Raw genomic sequence first — 15,466 nt, forward strand, 5'->3', positions numbered from 1 at the left:
AGAATCCACCTACCCTACTGTACCAATAATGCGTATCTGTTTATTATCAGGTATTTCCTGATAAGACAACACATGTAAGTTGTTAGAAATATTACGCACAAAACGTGCCAAAACAGATCTTATGCTGGGCTGTACAACCAGCACAGCCAATTCTTGTTTTGCCTGTTGTTGGGCTGCAAGCTGCGTCAGGGAGTGCTGAATTTTATCAGCCATTCCTGGTTCAAAACTTACTCCCTGGCCACTACTGTTTTGCACCGTATTTTGTAAAAGTTGTTCCAGCTCCGGTTTTAACGTAATAATAGGTAACTCTTCATTAAGACCACTAATTTTTTGAGTAATTAAACGCGATAAAGCAACTCTGACCTGACTGATTAAGTAATCCGTATCTTTTGACTTCAATGCAGCTTCTGCCAAAGTTTCGACAATGGTACGAATATCTGTCAAAGGAATATGTTCAATTAATAAACCTTGCAATACTTTACTTATTGCCCCTAAGGAAAGGGTATCGGGTACCAGCTCTTTAACCAATTTGGGTGAAGAGCTGGCCAGTTTATCCAACAGTTGCTGGGTTTCTTCATAACCTAGTAATTGATGGCTATGCTGTTCAAGAATTTGACTCAAATGAGTAGCAACCACAGTAGACGCATCAACAACCGTATAGCCAAAAGTATGGGCCCGCTCTTTTTGACTGTCATTAATCCATACAGCATCGAGGCCAAAAGCAGGGTCTCTGGTTTCCTGCCCTTCCAGCACACCAAAAACCTGTCCTGGATTAATGGCCAGCCACTTTTCATTAAAAATAGGGGCTTCTCCCATGACAACTCCCGCGAGGCTTATGCGATAATAATTAGGTTTAAGATCAAGATTATCCCGTATATGAACAGTAGGGATAAGAAAACCCAGTTCTTGAGATATTTTTTTGCGCACACCTTTAATACGCGCGAGTAGCACGCCACCTTGTGAACTGTCCACTAAAGGAATCAGGCGATAGCCCACTTCAAGACCTATTACATCCACCGGATTAACATCATCCCAGGACAATTCGGTCGATAAGGATTCATTGAGAGAGCCTGCAGGTGCCTCCGATGTTTTATCTGCTTTTGATTTCTGGGTATTTTGTTTGATTAACAAATAAGCGACTCCACCCAAACCACACGCTAAGATTAAAAAAGAAATATGAGGCATCCCGGGAATTAAGCCTATTATCCCTATAATCGCCCCGGAAATAATTAAAGAACGGGGGTTACCAAATACCTGGGTTACTACCGCATTACCCATATTTTGAGAACTGGATACACGCGTAACCATAATAGCTGCCGCGGTAGATAGGACCAGTGAAGGCACCTGAGCTACCAATCCATCCCCAATAGTCAATAAAATATAATTATGTAAAGCCTGAGCCAACCTCATATCATATTGAATAACACCAATTACCAACCCACCAATCATGTTGATTAATAAAATCAGAATTCCAGCAATTGCATCACCACGCACGAATTTGCTGGAACCATCCATGGCGCCATAAAAATCCGCCTCCTGTGAGACCTCGGCTCTGCGCCGGATTGCCTGCTCCTGATTAATCAAACCTGCATTCAGGTCTGCATCAATTGCCATCTGTTTGCCGGGCAAAGAATCCAGGGTAAAACGTGCACTGACTTCTGAGACCCGTCCGGCACCTTTTGTTACCACTACAAAATTAATAACAACCAGAATGATAAATACAACCAGACCTACTGTGTAGTTACCTCTTATTACCACCTCGCCAAAAGACTGGATTACCTGGCCTGCGGCATCAGTACCTAAATGACCATTCAGCAGAACAACTCGTGTTGAAGCCACGTTTAATGCCAGACGTAATAACGTTGCAATTAAAATAACTGTAGGAAACACAGCAAAATCAAGCGGTCTGTTGCTGTAAATTACAGCCAGCAATACTACCAGCGATAAGGCAATATTAAAGGTAAAAAAAACATCGAGAAAAAAGGGAGGTACAGGCAGTATCATCATACTTAACATCATGATTAATATTAAGGGTGTACCTAATCCTTTTTGCGTCCATTGGCGAAACGTATGAAACAAGGCAGTAACATTCATTAAAGATTCTCCTCGGTATCCCGCTTTAATTCGTCTGGTATGGGTAAATCTTGTAGGAAATCAGGGTTCTTATTGTAATTTTCTTTGTCTTTAAGCTGAAAAATATAAGCCAGTACCTGAGCTACAGCGACATATAAACCCCGCGGAATTTCTTCCTCTAATTCAGTTGAAAAATAAAGCGCACGAGCCAGAGATGGCACAGATAACAGAGGAACCCTGTGAGCCTGGGCAATTTGATTAATATGCAAAGCAATCAGATCTTTTCCCTTGGCAACTACAACAGGCGCCTGATTTCCTTTTTGCTGATAACGCAGCGCTACGGCATAGTGTGTCGGATTAGTGAGTACTACATCTGCTTTGGGTACTTCAGCCATCATCCGCCTTCTTGCTATTTCCTGCTGAGTACGTCGAATATGGCTTTTAACCTCCGGTTTACCTTCCGTTTCCTTATACTCATCCTTAAGTTCCTGTTTAGTCATTTTTAATTGCTTGTTACGTTCATAAATTTGAAAAGGTACGTCTATCACTGCAATTAAAATCAAGCTGCCACTGATAAGAAAAAATGCTTTTACAACCAACGTTAACCCTTCACTTAAAGCACTTGCCAGAGGAAAATCAGCCAGAGCGAGTAAAGAAGGGATTTCGATTTTCAACACCATTAAAGAGACAAAGGCCACTAACAAAAACTTCAGCAAGGATTTAATCATTTCTACCAAACCCTTTAATGAAACCATCCGTTTCAAACCTTTAAAGAAATTCAGACGCGAAAACCTGGGCTGTAACAATTCCAGGCTAAAAATCCATCCTCCCATGAGTAAGGAAGCAACAAAAGAAAGAACTAAAATCATTAATAAAAGAGGGAGTATCGCTGTAAAAACAAAATTCATGAGACCATAAAATCGATGAAGAGCAAAGACAGGCAGTCTTAAAACAGAACTATCAAAGTCAAAAGCCTGGCGCATCATTTGCATAAACTGAGTAGACAAATAATGACCGAAAACAAAAAACACAGAGCATGAGGACAGTAAAATTAATGTAGCATTAAAGTCTTTTGAACGAGCCACCTGCCCTTTTTCCTTCGCTTCTTTAAGTCGTTTAAGCGAGGGGGCTTCTGTTTTTTCCTCTGACAGTTCTTCAGCCATTAATGTAAAATTCCTGTAATAAGTCGCATTCCCTGTTCCAGACTATCTGTAATTTGTGAAGCCACGCCGGGTAAACTGATACGTATAATCACCATTCCCATCAATAACGTCAGGGGAAATCCCATAGAAAAAATATTTAACTGCGGTGCTACACGAGTCATAACACCGAAAGCCAGATTCACGATTAACAAGGCCAAAATAGCAGGCAATGCAACCAGGACTGCTTCTTTAAACATCCACCCTGAGAAAGCAATGACCGAACCAATAGCCGACAGCTTGGGTTGAGTTCCTACCGGCATTTGTTGAAAACTGGCAAGTAACGTTTCCAACAGGGCAAGATGACCATTGAGCACAAGAAACAGAAGACTTATCATCATCAAATAAAGTTGGCTAACCAAAGGTACCGAAGCTTTGGAACCCGGGTCCATCATGGTAGCAAAACCAAGCCCCGCCTGCATGGCAATCACCTGGCCGCCAATCACAAATACCTGAAAAACCAGTTGTAAAACAAATCCCATTAAAAGACCTATCAGCAGCTCATAACAAACTATTAACAGGTAACGACCTTCGAAATAAAGCAGAGACAGGTTATCTGGAATAAAAGAAGCGCATAAAAAAGCCAGAGCAAGCGCAAAAACCAGACGCACTCTAACAGGAACCATGGGCGAAGAAATAAGTGGCATACTGAGAAATACCCCGCTGATTCGAGGCAGCGGCCAAATGATTTGACTGAATTGATTAATCATAGCCTGATAATTTAAATGCATAATCAACCTATCAAATAGGGAATATTAGTAATTAGAGTATCGGTGTAATTGATCATCGTTTTTAATAACCACGGGCCAGCAAAAACAAACACCAGAAACGTAATAAAAAGCTTTGGAATAAAACTTAAACTCGTTTCGTTAATTTGGGTTGCAGCCTGGAACATTGAAATTAACAAACCCACAATCAATCCGGGAATGATCAAGACAGACAACATCATAATCATCACAGAGACACTCTCACTAAATAGCGACACAACCGTTTCAGGAGTCATCTATTCTCTCAACCTATGCAAAACTGGACGCCAGTGAACCCAGGACTAAAGTCCAGCCATCTACCATCACAAACAACATGATTTTAAATGGCAAGGAAATAATCAAAGGAGATAACATCATCATTCCCATGGCCATCAATACACTAGCCACTACCAAATCAATAATCAAAAACGGTAAGAATAAAATAAACCCTATTTGAAATGCCGTTTTTAATTCACTCGTCACAAAAGCCGGAATCAAAATACTCATAGGCACATCGGCCAGTGTGGTATGAGATTTATTACCAAATTTCTCAAAGAGCGACAGATCGTTTTTACGAGTCTGATTAAGCATAAAAGCACGCAACGGTTCCTGTGCTTTCGTTAAAGCCTGCGAAAACTCTAATTGATCGGCCAAATAAGGCCGAAGGGCCTGTTCATTCATTTGATTAAAGACAGGCGCCATGACAAAAAAAGTCATAAACAGCGCGATGCCAATTAAAATCTGGTTAGTCGGCGTCTGCGCCATACCAATAGCCTGCCGTAAAATTGACAGTACAATAATAATACGAAGAAAAGCTGTCATTGCCATTAATAAACCCGGCAATACGCTCAACAGCGTCATAAAAAGCAATATCTGTAAATTGACACTATACGTTTGCCCGCCACCAGGGGCTTGTGAAACGGTTACCGCAGGTAATGATGCAGTTGCGGCGTCTCCCATCAAAGGCAAAAAAAACAAGGCTATTGAACAGCCTATCAACATCGCTCTTTTCATAATTAAGACTTTCCAAGGGCTGTTTTTAAAAATTCCGCAAAAGACCTTTTAGAGTCTAAAGAAAAACCAACGGGTAACTCCTCACCAAAATCATGCAAGGTATTGATGCTGCCTGTAGTAACACCTACTAGTAAAACCCGCTTGCCCACGTTAACCAGCATGATTTTTTCCCGCGCACCTAAATTCATGCAGGCAATAACCTGCAAGGCTGTGGAATTTGCCAATTTTGCGCCATTCAAACGACGCAATAGCCAGGATAAAAAAACAATCACTGCCACAACAGCCAGCAAGCCAGTAAGTACACGTATTAATTCCCCGCTGCCTAACGAAGCCGCCGTCTCATGTGTCGTTGTCGTAAGTGGTGTTGCACTTGCAGTTAAAGAAAACAAACTACAGACTATAGAAACAACCCGTTGAAATTTCATCGTAAGCGTCTGATCCGTTCAGCCTTGCTTACAATATCAGTCAAACGTATACCAAATTTATCATTGACCACGACCACTTCCCCATGAGCCACTAAAGTACCATTGACCAGGATATCCAACGGTTCACCAGCTAAACGATCCAGAGCAATAATACCCCCTTGATTAAGTTGCAAGAGATTACGAATTGTCATTTTTGTACGCCCAATCTCCACAGTTACTTCTACTGGAATGTCCAGGATTAATTCCATTTTTTCTGTTTCAGTTTCCTGTGGTGCAGCATTCTGTGGTGCACCACTCTGTGCTACCGCATTTTGTGGTGCCGCTGTTGTTTTTTCTGGTTCTGCCTGATTAGTCATTTCCCCCCCTGTAACTGATCCTTTTTATTATTTTTACTGCCCTTTTGTCATTCGCGCTGCCGATAGTTGCTGTAAAACCTGGCGTTCCTTCAATATCCAGCGTCACGACTTCATTCATTTCTACGGGGATAAACTCATCCACCTGCCAATCCATTACCTTTCTCAAAGAGCTGTTCGTTTTGGCCATTGCCGAACTCACCGTGAGTTCCACATCCATGATTTCTTCTTTTAAAGACATAATCCAGTTAGGATCAATTTCATCGTCTGGCCTTGCGGCGCCCAATTCAAGTTGTTGTTTTATAGGTTCTACCATTGAATAAGGTATAACGAAATAAAAAGAACCTGATTCTTTAGCAAAATCAATATTAAAGCGACTGACTAACAGTAATTCATTAGGTTCGCCAATATGAACCAGTTGCGGGTTGGTTTCATCACCAACCTTCATTGCTTCAAGTTTAATAATAGGCGCCCAAGCCTGTTCAATATTGCGCACTATTTTTCCAATAATAATTTCCATTACCCTAAGTTCGGTGGCAGTAAAATCCGTTCTGTCTGTTTGAGCAAGAAATTGTGAGCTACCGCCAAAATAATAATCCACAAGGTCATAGACAAATACGCTGTCAAAGAGAATAAGCGCCTTACCACGCAAAGGTTTAAAACGACGAATAGTCATCAGCGTTGGGTTAGGCAAGCTACCCAAAAATTCACGATGCTTAACAATCGCCAGAGGTTCCTGCTTAATCTCCAAATCTCTTGCCATCAGCTGGTAGATATCATTTGCAAAAAAACGAGCTGCCCTGTCATGAATTTTATCGAGGACGGGTAATTCGCCTCTAACAATTCGTTCCTGGTTATTAAAATTAAGTACTTGCACATGATCAGTGGGTTTTTCAAGCTCAGCCTCACTTGCCTTGGTATAGCTCCCCGCACCATTCCCTTGTCCCGGAGCCTCTTCCTCAACAACATTAAGCAAAGCATCAATCTCTTCTTGCGATAAAACTTCTTTTTCAGCCATAACTATCCTGTAAACCTGATAAACATTCACTCACATTGAATGTCCCTCTCCGCAAGCAAAATGCGTGCCATAATGTTAAGGACATCCTAATTAAAAATTTCAGTTTCCTGTAGAGTAGAAAATATGCCAAACTTCAGAAACTGTTTACCCTTGATTTTCGTCATGCGCAGTAAAAATTATCAATTATCTAATTTTTGTCACGGAAAACCGACCACCTCAATCTGTTTTCGGCCTGATAATGAATGGCAACTTGAATCTCTTTTTGCAATTGCTGATAACAAGGGTTTACTTGCACGCGGTAAGGGTGCCAGTTATGGGGACTGTTGCCTGAATGATCAAGGTATAATTATTGATACTACGCGTTTGAACCATCTTCTGTCCTTTGACGAAGAATCGGGTATTTTGGTTTGTCAGGGGGGTACAACGTTTGCTGACCTTTTTTCCGTCAGCTCTACCCATCTGCCGCCTGTGGTACCGGGAACGTTACATGCTACGGTTGCAGGGGGGATCGCTAACGATGTACATGGCAAAAATAATCACGGTATGGGCAGTTTTGGCCAACATGTTCAATGGATTGATTTACAGTTGGGAGAACAGACATTACGTTGTAGCCCAAAAGAAAACAGCGCTTTATTTCATGCCACAATCGGAGGTCTTGGTTTAACTGGAATTATTAAACGAGCAGCTATTCAAATGCATAAAGCAACTCATTTTGTCAAAGTAAACATTAAAAAATATTTTGAACTTGAACATTTATTTCACTCTATGCAAAATGAAGGGTGCGGCTATGATTATCAAGTGGCGTGGTTAGATTTGCTTAATAAACCCTGCGCCTTACTTTCTGTTGCCAAACATTGTGATCCCCTCGCTGTAAAGCCCAAAATTTCTCTTACTTTACCTGATATTCCTCTTCCTCTTGTCCGTCCCTGGAGCATGAGGCAATTTAACCGCTACTATTTTAAAAAATCGCATCCTCATAACCAATCGTTACCTTTTGCTCAATTTAACAATCCTCTGGATGCTATAAAGCATTGGAATCGCTTGTATGGCAAGCGCGGTTTTTTACAGTTTCAGGCGTTGTTTGCAACCGATTTAATCCATACTGCTATTGAACAATTTCTATCTATCATCCACCATCATCGCGCAACACCTACCCTTGCAGTATTAAAATATTTCACTGAACCGGGTTCAGGGCTTTTATCATTTGTCCAGCCAGGATTTACTTTAGCAGTTGACTTTATCAATAATCAAAACAGCCGTCGGGCTATCTCGGCAATGAATGAATGGGTTACACAAAAAAAGGGCAGAACTTATCTAGGCAAGGATTTATTGCTCACTAAAGCGCAATTCACTCAACAGTACGATCAACATGAGCAATTTACTCAGATACTAAAGCAATACAAAAGTCCCATGCGTTCTGATTTGAGTAATCGTCTGGGGTTAACACCATGAAAAAAAAAACGTGGGTTATTCTGGGCGCTACTTCCATTATTGCTAAAAATTTTGCGCATTTAGCTGCACAAACTGGCAATCCGTTGTTGTTAGTGGGGCGCAATGTGGAGCAGTTAGCTGTCATAGCAAGGGATATTCGTTTACGTTATCGAATTAATTGTGAGGTTTTATTTACCGATTTTTCCGCTGATTTAACAAAACTGACAGACTTTATTCAACATCAGCCCGAAGAAATCAATCTTTTTATTGCTTATAGTGCGCTTATTGAAAATGATGCATTAAATGAAAAAACCATGAACCAATTAATCCAGGTTAATGTTTCAAGTACTCTTCAGATCATTCATGCTTATTTCAAGCGCCCTCAAAACGAACATCGACTGGTCTTTTTAAGTTCCGTAGCTGCCTGTAGAGGTCGTGCTAAAAACAGCTTATATGGTAGCAGTAAAGCCCTTATCGATACTTACCTGGAAGGCTTGCAACAAGCAAGAAAATCCACCCAACATATTACGATCGCGCGGCTGGGTTTTATAGATACTCATCAGACTTTTGGCTTACCAGCGGAAAAGTACGCAGCCTCCCCAGCAAACTGTGCCAAAGCCTGCTGGCAGGCTTCCTATAAGAAAAAACGATTAATTTATTATCCTTTCTGCTGGCGTTTCATCATGATGATAATTAAATGCACACCTTTTTTTATTTATCGAAGAATGAACAGATTATGATTTCTCCCAAAAGACAAGGACGCTAATGGGAGAAAATGATTAGCTAACGGAATAACCGAATAGGCGGTAGAATAGGTTTGACCAAACCAAAGAATTGCAAGACATAAATAACCAATACAATCAAAACCAAAAGATTTAATAAACTCTTGATTGCTCCTGGCATAGGAATGTAAACATTGACCAGCCACATAACCACTCCAAAAACAATAATCAAAACCAAGAGGTTCAGTAATTCGCTCATAACGTTTCCCTATCAATGGCCTCCTTTTAATTGTAGTACAAATCGATTGAATTACTTTTGATCGTCCATCTAAATCTTGACAATCAAAAAAAACACTTCGATAATGCCCAGCTTGAATTTCAGATTTCCTATTCTAAAAAAGTAATTGCATGCATAGCTGTCTGGGTTATTCCTGACTTAAGGATAAGATGAAGAAAAGAAAAAAAATTAATCGGTATAACAGCAAGGTATTTTCGTATTCGTTTACGATTAAAACAGTTAGTTCCTCTTGTTTTACTTTAATAGCGAAAAATTATTCTTATAGAATTACCCAATACTATCATTCCGTTAAAAATCGTTTTTTCACGCCTGTACAGTTTGTTACAAACCCATACTCGTGGGATCATGGTATTAATTTTTTAAAAGGAAACGTATCTGGGTGTGAAATCGGTTAGAGGCTGACATCTTTGATTCAGCACACATATAAAACAAATTACCACTGAGTGAATATTATGAGCATACAAGTCTTTTTGCCCAAATTCCGAGTAGACGAATGTCTGGAGCAAGTCAGGGAATGTCTGGAAAAATCCTGGACGGGTATCGGATTTAAAACAACTGTTTTTGAGCAACAGTGGTGCGACTACACGGGTTTAGCGCACGCTCATTTTTTAAATTCCAATACAGTAGGTTTGCATCTGGCATTTAATTTATTTAAATCCGCATATGGGTGGCAGGATGACGATGAAGTAATCACTACGCCTCTTACTTTCATTTCAACAAATCATGCTATTCTCTATGAACACTTAAAACCTGTTTTTGCCGATGTAGATGATACGTTATGCCTCAGTCCTCAAAGCATAGAAAAATGCATCACTGCAAAAACAAAAGCGGTCATTTATGTTGGTATTGGAGGAAATACAGGCCATTTGGACGATGTCGCTGAATTATGTCGTCAACATGGCTTGAAATTGATTCTGGACGCCGCTCACATGGCAGGCACTTATTACAAAAATCGTCATGTGGGTTATCAGGCCGATGTGACTATTTTCAGTTTTCAAGCGGTAAAAAACCTTCCCACTGCTGATTCAGGAATGATTTGTTTTCGCGATAAACTATTTGACGACGAAGTTCGAAAATTGAGTTGGCTCGGTATTAACAAAGACACTTATGCAAGAACCACAAAGCAGGGAAATTACAAATGGAAATATGATGTAGAACAAATTGGATTTAAATACCATGGTAATTCCATCATGGCCGCATTAGGTTTAGTAGGTTTGAAATATCTGGATGAAGATAATCGTTATAGACGCGAACTGGCTCAACTTTATAAAACAGCACTTTCTTCATTGCCTCAGGTTCGTTTTGTCGAAGAGATCCCTGATTGTCAATCTGCACAACATTTATTTCAAATTCGTATACCCCAGCGCGATACGCTTTTAAATTACCTCTATGAACATGATATATTTCCTGGGGTTCACTATAGAGACAACACGGAATATAAACCGTATTCTTATGCATTGGGTACCTGTCCTAACGCGGCCCAGGCCAGTGAAGAGGTTCTTTCTTTACCTTTGCATTTACATCTCACTCCAAAAGACATTAACTATATCAGTGAAGTCATAAAAAAATTTTACACTGAAGCTCCTCAAGTGGAATCAGAGGCGTCCTTGGCTTTAAGTGAATAATACAAGGCTAATAATGAATTGTTCTGCGTTAAAAAAATTATTGATTGTCATTCCAGGAAAAATGCCAACAGTCGATATTATTACGAGAACACTTCATTACTTACCCCATTATGAACTAAAAATAGTCACAGAAAACACCCTTTCTATAAAAGACGTGTTTTCTGGTCACTATATTTTGTTATTTATGCGATTATGTAGTCCAAGTTTACAGCCATTGCTGAAATCCCTGATACGTTTCAATATAAAATATCTTTACTATCTTGATGATAATTTTTGGGAAATAAAGGGAAATAATCCACTGGCAAACTATCATCAGCACCCTTCAGTTTTAAAAACGTTAACTGATTTTGTGGAACATGCTTATTGTGTTGTCACGGGTTCAGAACAATTAAAAAATTATGTGAAGCAATATCAAAAAAATACTATTCACATGAAAGCCGCATTTAGTTTTGATCTTCTTAAAAATATTCAGAAAGCACCTTCCTCGGATAAAATAAAAATTCTTTATTCAGGAAGCCAATATCGTTGTCAGGATTTTTCATGCGTTATTCCAGCTTTAAAGAAAATTTCTGAAGACTATCAGGAAAAAATCAGTATTCATTTTTATGGTTATATTCCAGAAGCATTGAAAACGCTCAACAATATCTATTTTGATGAAAATTTTTACCCTTATGATGATTTTATTAAAGAGCAGTACCGTATGGGATTTGATATTGGATTAGCGCCCGTTGCGGATTTATTATCAAATCGGGCAAAAAGCAACTTAAAATACAGAGAATATGGAGCCTGTGGAATAGCAGGTATTTATACCGACCAGCCCCCCTACTCTGATTGTATTCAGAATCAGGAAACAGGAATATTGGTACAACAAACCACAGAAGCATGGTACCATGCGCTAAAAAATTTAATTGAAAATGTCAATTTGAGAAGACACATTAGCTCTATGGCCTACAAGGACATTTTTACCAATTACCAGCATCAAAATCTGGTACCCGCGTGGCAAGAACTTTTTGATAAACTTCCCGTCAATAAAAAACCTGTTGGTACCATGGTTTTTTACAGTTCATACGATAAAATAGCGCAAGTGGTTTTATCCCTATTTTATAAAATAAGGCGTGTGGGTAGTTATGCCCGTTATCACGGCATTCTTTTCACCTGTAAAAAAATAATCAAGGCTTTGAGTCATGAGTAACTACGCAGAAAAAATTTATATTTCCGAAAAAAGAAAAATAATGAATGAAGTTCTTTATGCAATTAAATCCTGGCGTGTCTGGATGCATATGGGATTTCAGGATGTCCGCAATCAATTCAAGCGTTCTCGTTTAGGTATGGCCTGGGCTTTTATTAATTTGGGTCTTATGGCTGCTGGAATTGGCTACATTTATGGTCATCTGTTCCATCAGGATTTATCCCAATTTTTCCCCCAATTAATCGCAGGATTAGTCATTTGGACGTTTCTTTCTACAACAATAGTTCAGGGATGCCAAGCCTTTATTGTATCTGAAGGTTATGTCAAACAGTTCCCCTTCCCAAAACAAATTTATCTTTTGCGCTTCTTCTTATCAGCACTTATCAATTTTTTTATAGGTCTTTTTATTTATTTTTGTGTCGCTCTTATTCAAAATATTCCAATAATCAATGGAGCAGGCTGGGTGCTCCTCGGTCTTTTTTTATTAATTATGATAAGCATGGCGCACCTGGTAATTTTTTCTTATTTGGGTACAAAAATAAGAGATCTGGCACCGGCCCTTAGTAGTTTATTTCTCATATTGTTCTATGTGACACCCATTATTTTTACGACGGATATGCTTAAGGAACGAGGATTGGATTTCGTTTATAATTACAACCCTTTGTATTATTTAATAGAGATATTAAGATCCCCTTTGCTGAGTGGGCATAGCGCTGAACCCTTTGTTTACAAGGCAGCAATTTGTTACGGTGTTTTGGCGTGGATTGTCGCCATCTACACTACTTTAAAATGTGATAGAAAAGTGGCGTACTGGTTATGAAAAAAGAAACAGAAATTATCATTAAAGATGCGAGCATTCGTTACCAAAGCCACTCGACAAGACTTTTAGATTTTCTTGCAAAAAATAAAGAACAAGGTTTCCTCGCTCTGTCAAATATCAATCTTCAAATCAGACAAGGTGAGCGCGTTGGTTTAATCGGATTAAATGGTGCCGGGAAAAGTACTTTATTAAAAATGATGGCAAAAATTTATCATCCGAGTAGTGGTATTTGTCATGTGGAAGGTAGAGTATGTCCATTGTTTGAATTTGCCACGGGTTTTGAAATGGACATGAATGGATGGAGTAACATTCGAATTCGCGCCAAACTATTAGGTATGTCATCCCAGGAAATCAAAGAAAAAATTCAAGAAATTGCAGACTTTACTGAATTGGGAAAATTTCTTGATTACCCCGTACGTACTTATTCTGCTGGCATGTTTATTCGTTTAGCTTTCGCCATTTCAACAGCAATCATTCCCGAAATACTGCTGCTTGACGAGGTTATTGGTGCGGGAGATATTTCATTTACGCAAAAAGCAGCTAAACGCATGGAAACTTTCATGCAAAAAGGGCAAATTTTAGTATTGGCTACTCATACACCTGATTTGTTAAAAAATTTCTGTGCCCGCACTCTTTGGTTACATCAAGGTCGCATCATGATGGATGGTCCAACCTCTGAAGTATGGCAAGCCTATACGGAGTTTTCTCATGCCTTACGTCAGGAAGCAACGGTCTCATGAAAAATTATCAACCTTATTATTACAAAAAAATTAACTTGCAATTAATTGCTTTGGATGATTTGCAAGATACACTTGCATGGCGTAACGCTTACAAAGAATGGTTTAATGACTCTCAAACTATTGAGCCAGCAACCCACTATCAGTGGTTTGAAAATTACCAGAAAAAAGATAATGATTTACTATTTATTGTTCGTAATGAAGAGGACGAAAAAGTAGGACAAGTTTCTGTTTATAATATTAACCAACAAACTAAAGAAGGTGAGTTTGGCCGATTTCTGGTAAATCCACTTTTTGCAGGCCAACGTTACATGAAAACAGCTTGTGAAGGGATGATTCAATTTTGTCAGGATTTATTGCCAATTCAAACTCTTTATCTGGAAGTCAAGTCAAATAACTTAAAAGCGATTCAAATCTATCAAACTTGCGGGTTTGTTATTTCTCATGAACTGGAAAACAGCAATTTGTTAATGCGCCATATAATTCAAAGCAATAAGTAATTTACATAAGTCTCCCTTTATGACGAAAATAGGCCACCAATGGTCTCTAGGGATGCCAACTCTTTCAATTAGCCTTAAGTTTTACTTGACCCCTTGCAAAGCCCCACGTGCCGTGGCTTGTTCCTGAGAGATCCAACGGATAATTGATTTATTTGAAATTATTTGACTTCCTGTGATTTTTTATTGATGTCATCCCCGAAAAAGTTGGGAGGATCTTCTCTCAAGCAAAGTAATGAAGTAAGTTGAAAATAGATTCCCGTTTGCACGGAAACAACTCAAAATAATATAATCAATGATATCGAAAGAATAAGCTTAAAAATAAGCCCATTTTTCTATTTCGATGAGGAGGCGTTAGCCAGAATTTAAAATAATAATGAAGTCTTTTTATATAATTTCCTGTAAACAAGTCAACAAATTGCTCAAGTAATCGTTGATCTTTTTGAGATAATTCCGGTATTTGCTTTATGAGAATCCTTGCTTCATCTACAGCCGTTTGATAACGATGTTTTAAAAATTTTATATTTTGCAAGGAAAATAAAGAACGTCGTATTCCACCGCAAGCCCCAGCTACATTTCTGGTATGTTGCCTGTAAAGACAGGTTATTTCAGGGACATACCTGACCTGACTTTGAGCAGTGGCAGCAATTAATAATACCCATTTATCCGGATTAGGGTATTTTTCCTTCATCGGTAAAACCAATTTTAACAGCGCTCTATTAAATAGCATGCAACAACCTAAAGCAGGGGAGCAAAACAACAATGCCTTGAGTATCCCTGCTTTATGAGGATCAAGACGCTGTAATTGAATAAAAGACGCCGCTAAAGGCTCTAAATTTTTATTAACAACCCTGGCATCAGAAAAAATCAAAGCGGGTTTTAAGGGGTCAAGAAATGATATTTCTTGCATTAAGCTCTCAATTTTTTGTGGTAGCCAAACATCATCCTGATCAGCAAATAAAACATACTCAGCATTTAAAGCATTCGCCTGCTGAAGTAAAAGCGAATAACTACGATGAATTCCCAGGTTACCCTGATGACTATCCATCAATTGAATTTGCGGGTGCGCGGCTTTATAAGCAGTTAATATTTGTAAGGTATTATCCGTGGAACCATCATCACGAATTAAAATAAGATCGCAGGGTAAAGTCTGTTGAAGAATGCTATCGAGTTGCGCTCCTAAATAAGTTTCACCATTATAAGTACTTAATATAGCGACCAGTTTCACTCGTCATCCTAAAGTCAATTCATAGCAAATTCACATGAAAACACAATTATGGCATCAATGAAGCAATGCAATAAATAAGAAGCCAAGAGTA

The 15,466-nt window shown here is 39.0% G+C and carries 17 protein-coding genes; 7 read left to right on the plus strand and 10 right to left on the minus strand.

Annotated features, from left to right (window positions below):
- Window positions 1-9: 9 nt before the first annotated feature.
- Genes flhA through fliM form a run of 8 tightly spaced genes read right to left on the minus strand, consistent with a single transcriptional unit; the run spans window position 10 to window position 6,828 of the window.
- Window positions 10-2,094, minus strand: coding sequence for a flagellar biosynthesis protein FlhA (gene flhA, locus T345_RS0105230; protein WP_035918192.1), 2,085 nt, complete (start codon window positions 2,092-2,094; stop codon window positions 10-12).
- On the minus strand, window positions 2,094-3,236 hold the full coding sequence (gene flhB, locus T345_RS0105235; RefSeq protein WP_028388415.1) for a flagellar biosynthesis protein FlhB: 1,143 nt from the start codon (window positions 3,234-3,236) through the stop codon (window positions 2,094-2,096). The genes flhA and flhB overlap by 1 nt, the downstream gene beginning before the upstream one ends.
- The gene (fliR, locus tag T345_RS0105240; protein WP_028388416.1) at window positions 3,236-4,003 is read right to left on the minus strand and encodes a flagellar biosynthetic protein FliR; all 768 of its coding nucleotides are present in this window, start codon (window positions 4,001-4,003) and stop codon (window positions 3,236-3,238) included. Before fliR ends, flhB begins: the two co-directional genes overlap by 1 nt.
- Before the next feature lie 2 nt (window positions 4,004-4,005).
- The gene (gene fliQ / locus T345_RS0105245) at window positions 4,006-4,275 is read right to left on the minus strand and encodes a flagellar biosynthesis protein FliQ (RefSeq protein ID WP_028388417.1); all 270 of its coding nucleotides are present in this window, start codon (window positions 4,273-4,275) and stop codon (window positions 4,006-4,008) included.
- Window positions 4,276-4,288: 13 nt separating this feature from the next.
- Complete coding sequence (gene fliP, locus T345_RS0105250) at window positions 4,289-5,032, minus strand: flagellar type III secretion system pore protein FliP (RefSeq protein WP_028388418.1); 744 nt, start codon at window positions 5,030-5,032, stop codon at window positions 4,289-4,291.
- 2 nt (window positions 5,033-5,034) lie between these two features.
- On the minus strand, window positions 5,035-5,457 hold the full coding sequence (gene fliO / locus T345_RS13635; protein WP_028388419.1) for a flagellar biosynthetic protein FliO: 423 nt from the start codon (window positions 5,455-5,457) through the stop codon (window positions 5,035-5,037).
- Window positions 5,454-5,813, minus strand: coding sequence for a flagellar motor switch protein FliN (gene fliN / locus T345_RS13640; RefSeq protein WP_084273743.1), 360 nt, complete (start codon window positions 5,811-5,813; stop codon window positions 5,454-5,456). The genes fliO and fliN overlap by 4 nt, the downstream gene beginning before the upstream one ends.
- Window positions 5,806-6,828, minus strand: coding sequence for a flagellar motor switch protein FliM (fliM, locus tag T345_RS0105265; RefSeq protein ID WP_028388420.1), 1,023 nt, complete (start codon window positions 6,826-6,828; stop codon window positions 5,806-5,808). The genes fliN and fliM overlap by 8 nt, the downstream gene beginning before the upstream one ends.
- A 162-nt stretch (window positions 6,829-6,990) precedes the next feature.
- Here fliM and T345_RS0105270 point away from each other — a divergent pair, with 162 nt between their 5' ends.
- Together T345_RS0105270 and T345_RS0105275 are read left to right on the plus strand one after the other, a co-directional pair.
- Window positions 6,991-8,280, plus strand: a complete 1,290-nt coding sequence (locus T345_RS0105270; protein ID WP_028388421.1) for an FAD-binding oxidoreductase — start codon at window positions 6,991-6,993, stop codon at window positions 8,278-8,280.
- Window positions 8,277-8,999 carry an SDR family NAD(P)-dependent oxidoreductase gene (locus T345_RS0105275; protein WP_028388422.1) on the plus strand — a complete coding sequence of 241 codons (723 nt, stop codon included), beginning with the start codon at window positions 8,277-8,279 and terminating at the stop codon, window positions 8,997-8,999. The genes T345_RS0105270 and T345_RS0105275 overlap by 4 nt, the downstream gene beginning before the upstream one ends.
- Before the next feature lie 43 nt (window positions 9,000-9,042).
- Here the strand turns inward: T345_RS0105275 and T345_RS0105280 are convergent, their stop codons facing one another.
- Window positions 9,043-9,240, minus strand: a complete 198-nt coding sequence (locus tag T345_RS0105280) for a Thivi_2564 family membrane protein (protein WP_084273744.1) — start codon at window positions 9,238-9,240, stop codon at window positions 9,043-9,045.
- Window positions 9,241-9,731: 491 nt separating this feature from the next.
- Between T345_RS0105280 and T345_RS13645 the strand changes: the two genes are divergently transcribed.
- The 5 genes from T345_RS13645 to T345_RS0105305 are packed head-to-tail and all read left to right on the plus strand — an operon-like array spanning window position 9,732 to window position 14,150.
- The gene (locus tag T345_RS13645) at window positions 9,732-10,904 is read left to right on the plus strand and encodes a DegT/DnrJ/EryC1/StrS family aminotransferase (protein ID WP_051555144.1); all 1,173 of its coding nucleotides are present in this window, start codon (window positions 9,732-9,734) and stop codon (window positions 10,902-10,904) included.
- 13 nt (window positions 10,905-10,917) lie between these two features.
- Complete coding sequence (locus tag T345_RS0105290; protein ID WP_028388424.1) at window positions 10,918-12,096, plus strand: glycosyltransferase family protein; 1,179 nt, start codon at window positions 10,918-10,920, stop codon at window positions 12,094-12,096.
- Window positions 12,089-12,913, plus strand: coding sequence for an ABC transporter permease (locus tag T345_RS0105295; protein ID WP_051555145.1), 825 nt, complete (start codon window positions 12,089-12,091; stop codon window positions 12,911-12,913). The genes T345_RS0105290 and T345_RS0105295 overlap by 8 nt, the downstream gene beginning before the upstream one ends.
- Complete coding sequence (locus T345_RS0105300; protein ID WP_035918195.1) at window positions 12,910-13,653, plus strand: ABC transporter ATP-binding protein; 744 nt, start codon at window positions 12,910-12,912, stop codon at window positions 13,651-13,653. The genes T345_RS0105295 and T345_RS0105300 overlap by 4 nt, the downstream gene beginning before the upstream one ends.
- Window positions 13,650-14,150 (plus strand): GNAT family N-acetyltransferase, encoded by a 501-nt coding sequence (locus T345_RS0105305; protein WP_028388427.1) that lies wholly within the window; start codon window positions 13,650-13,652, stop codon window positions 14,148-14,150. The genes T345_RS0105300 and T345_RS0105305 overlap by 4 nt, the downstream gene beginning before the upstream one ends.
- A gap of 289 nt (window positions 14,151-14,439) precedes the next feature.
- Here the strand turns inward: T345_RS0105305 and T345_RS0105310 are convergent, their stop codons facing one another.
- A complete protein-coding gene (locus tag T345_RS0105310; RefSeq protein WP_028388428.1) occupies window positions 14,440-15,375 on the minus strand; it encodes a glycosyltransferase family 2 protein in 936 nt (311 codons plus the stop codon).
- Window positions 15,376-15,466 lie beyond the last annotated feature (91 nt).

Origin of the sequence: Legionella fairfieldensis ATCC 49588 (assembly GCF_000621525.1) — a bacterium.
Lineage (GTDB): Bacteria > Pseudomonadota > Gammaproteobacteria > Legionellales > Legionellaceae > Tatlockia > Tatlockia fairfieldensis.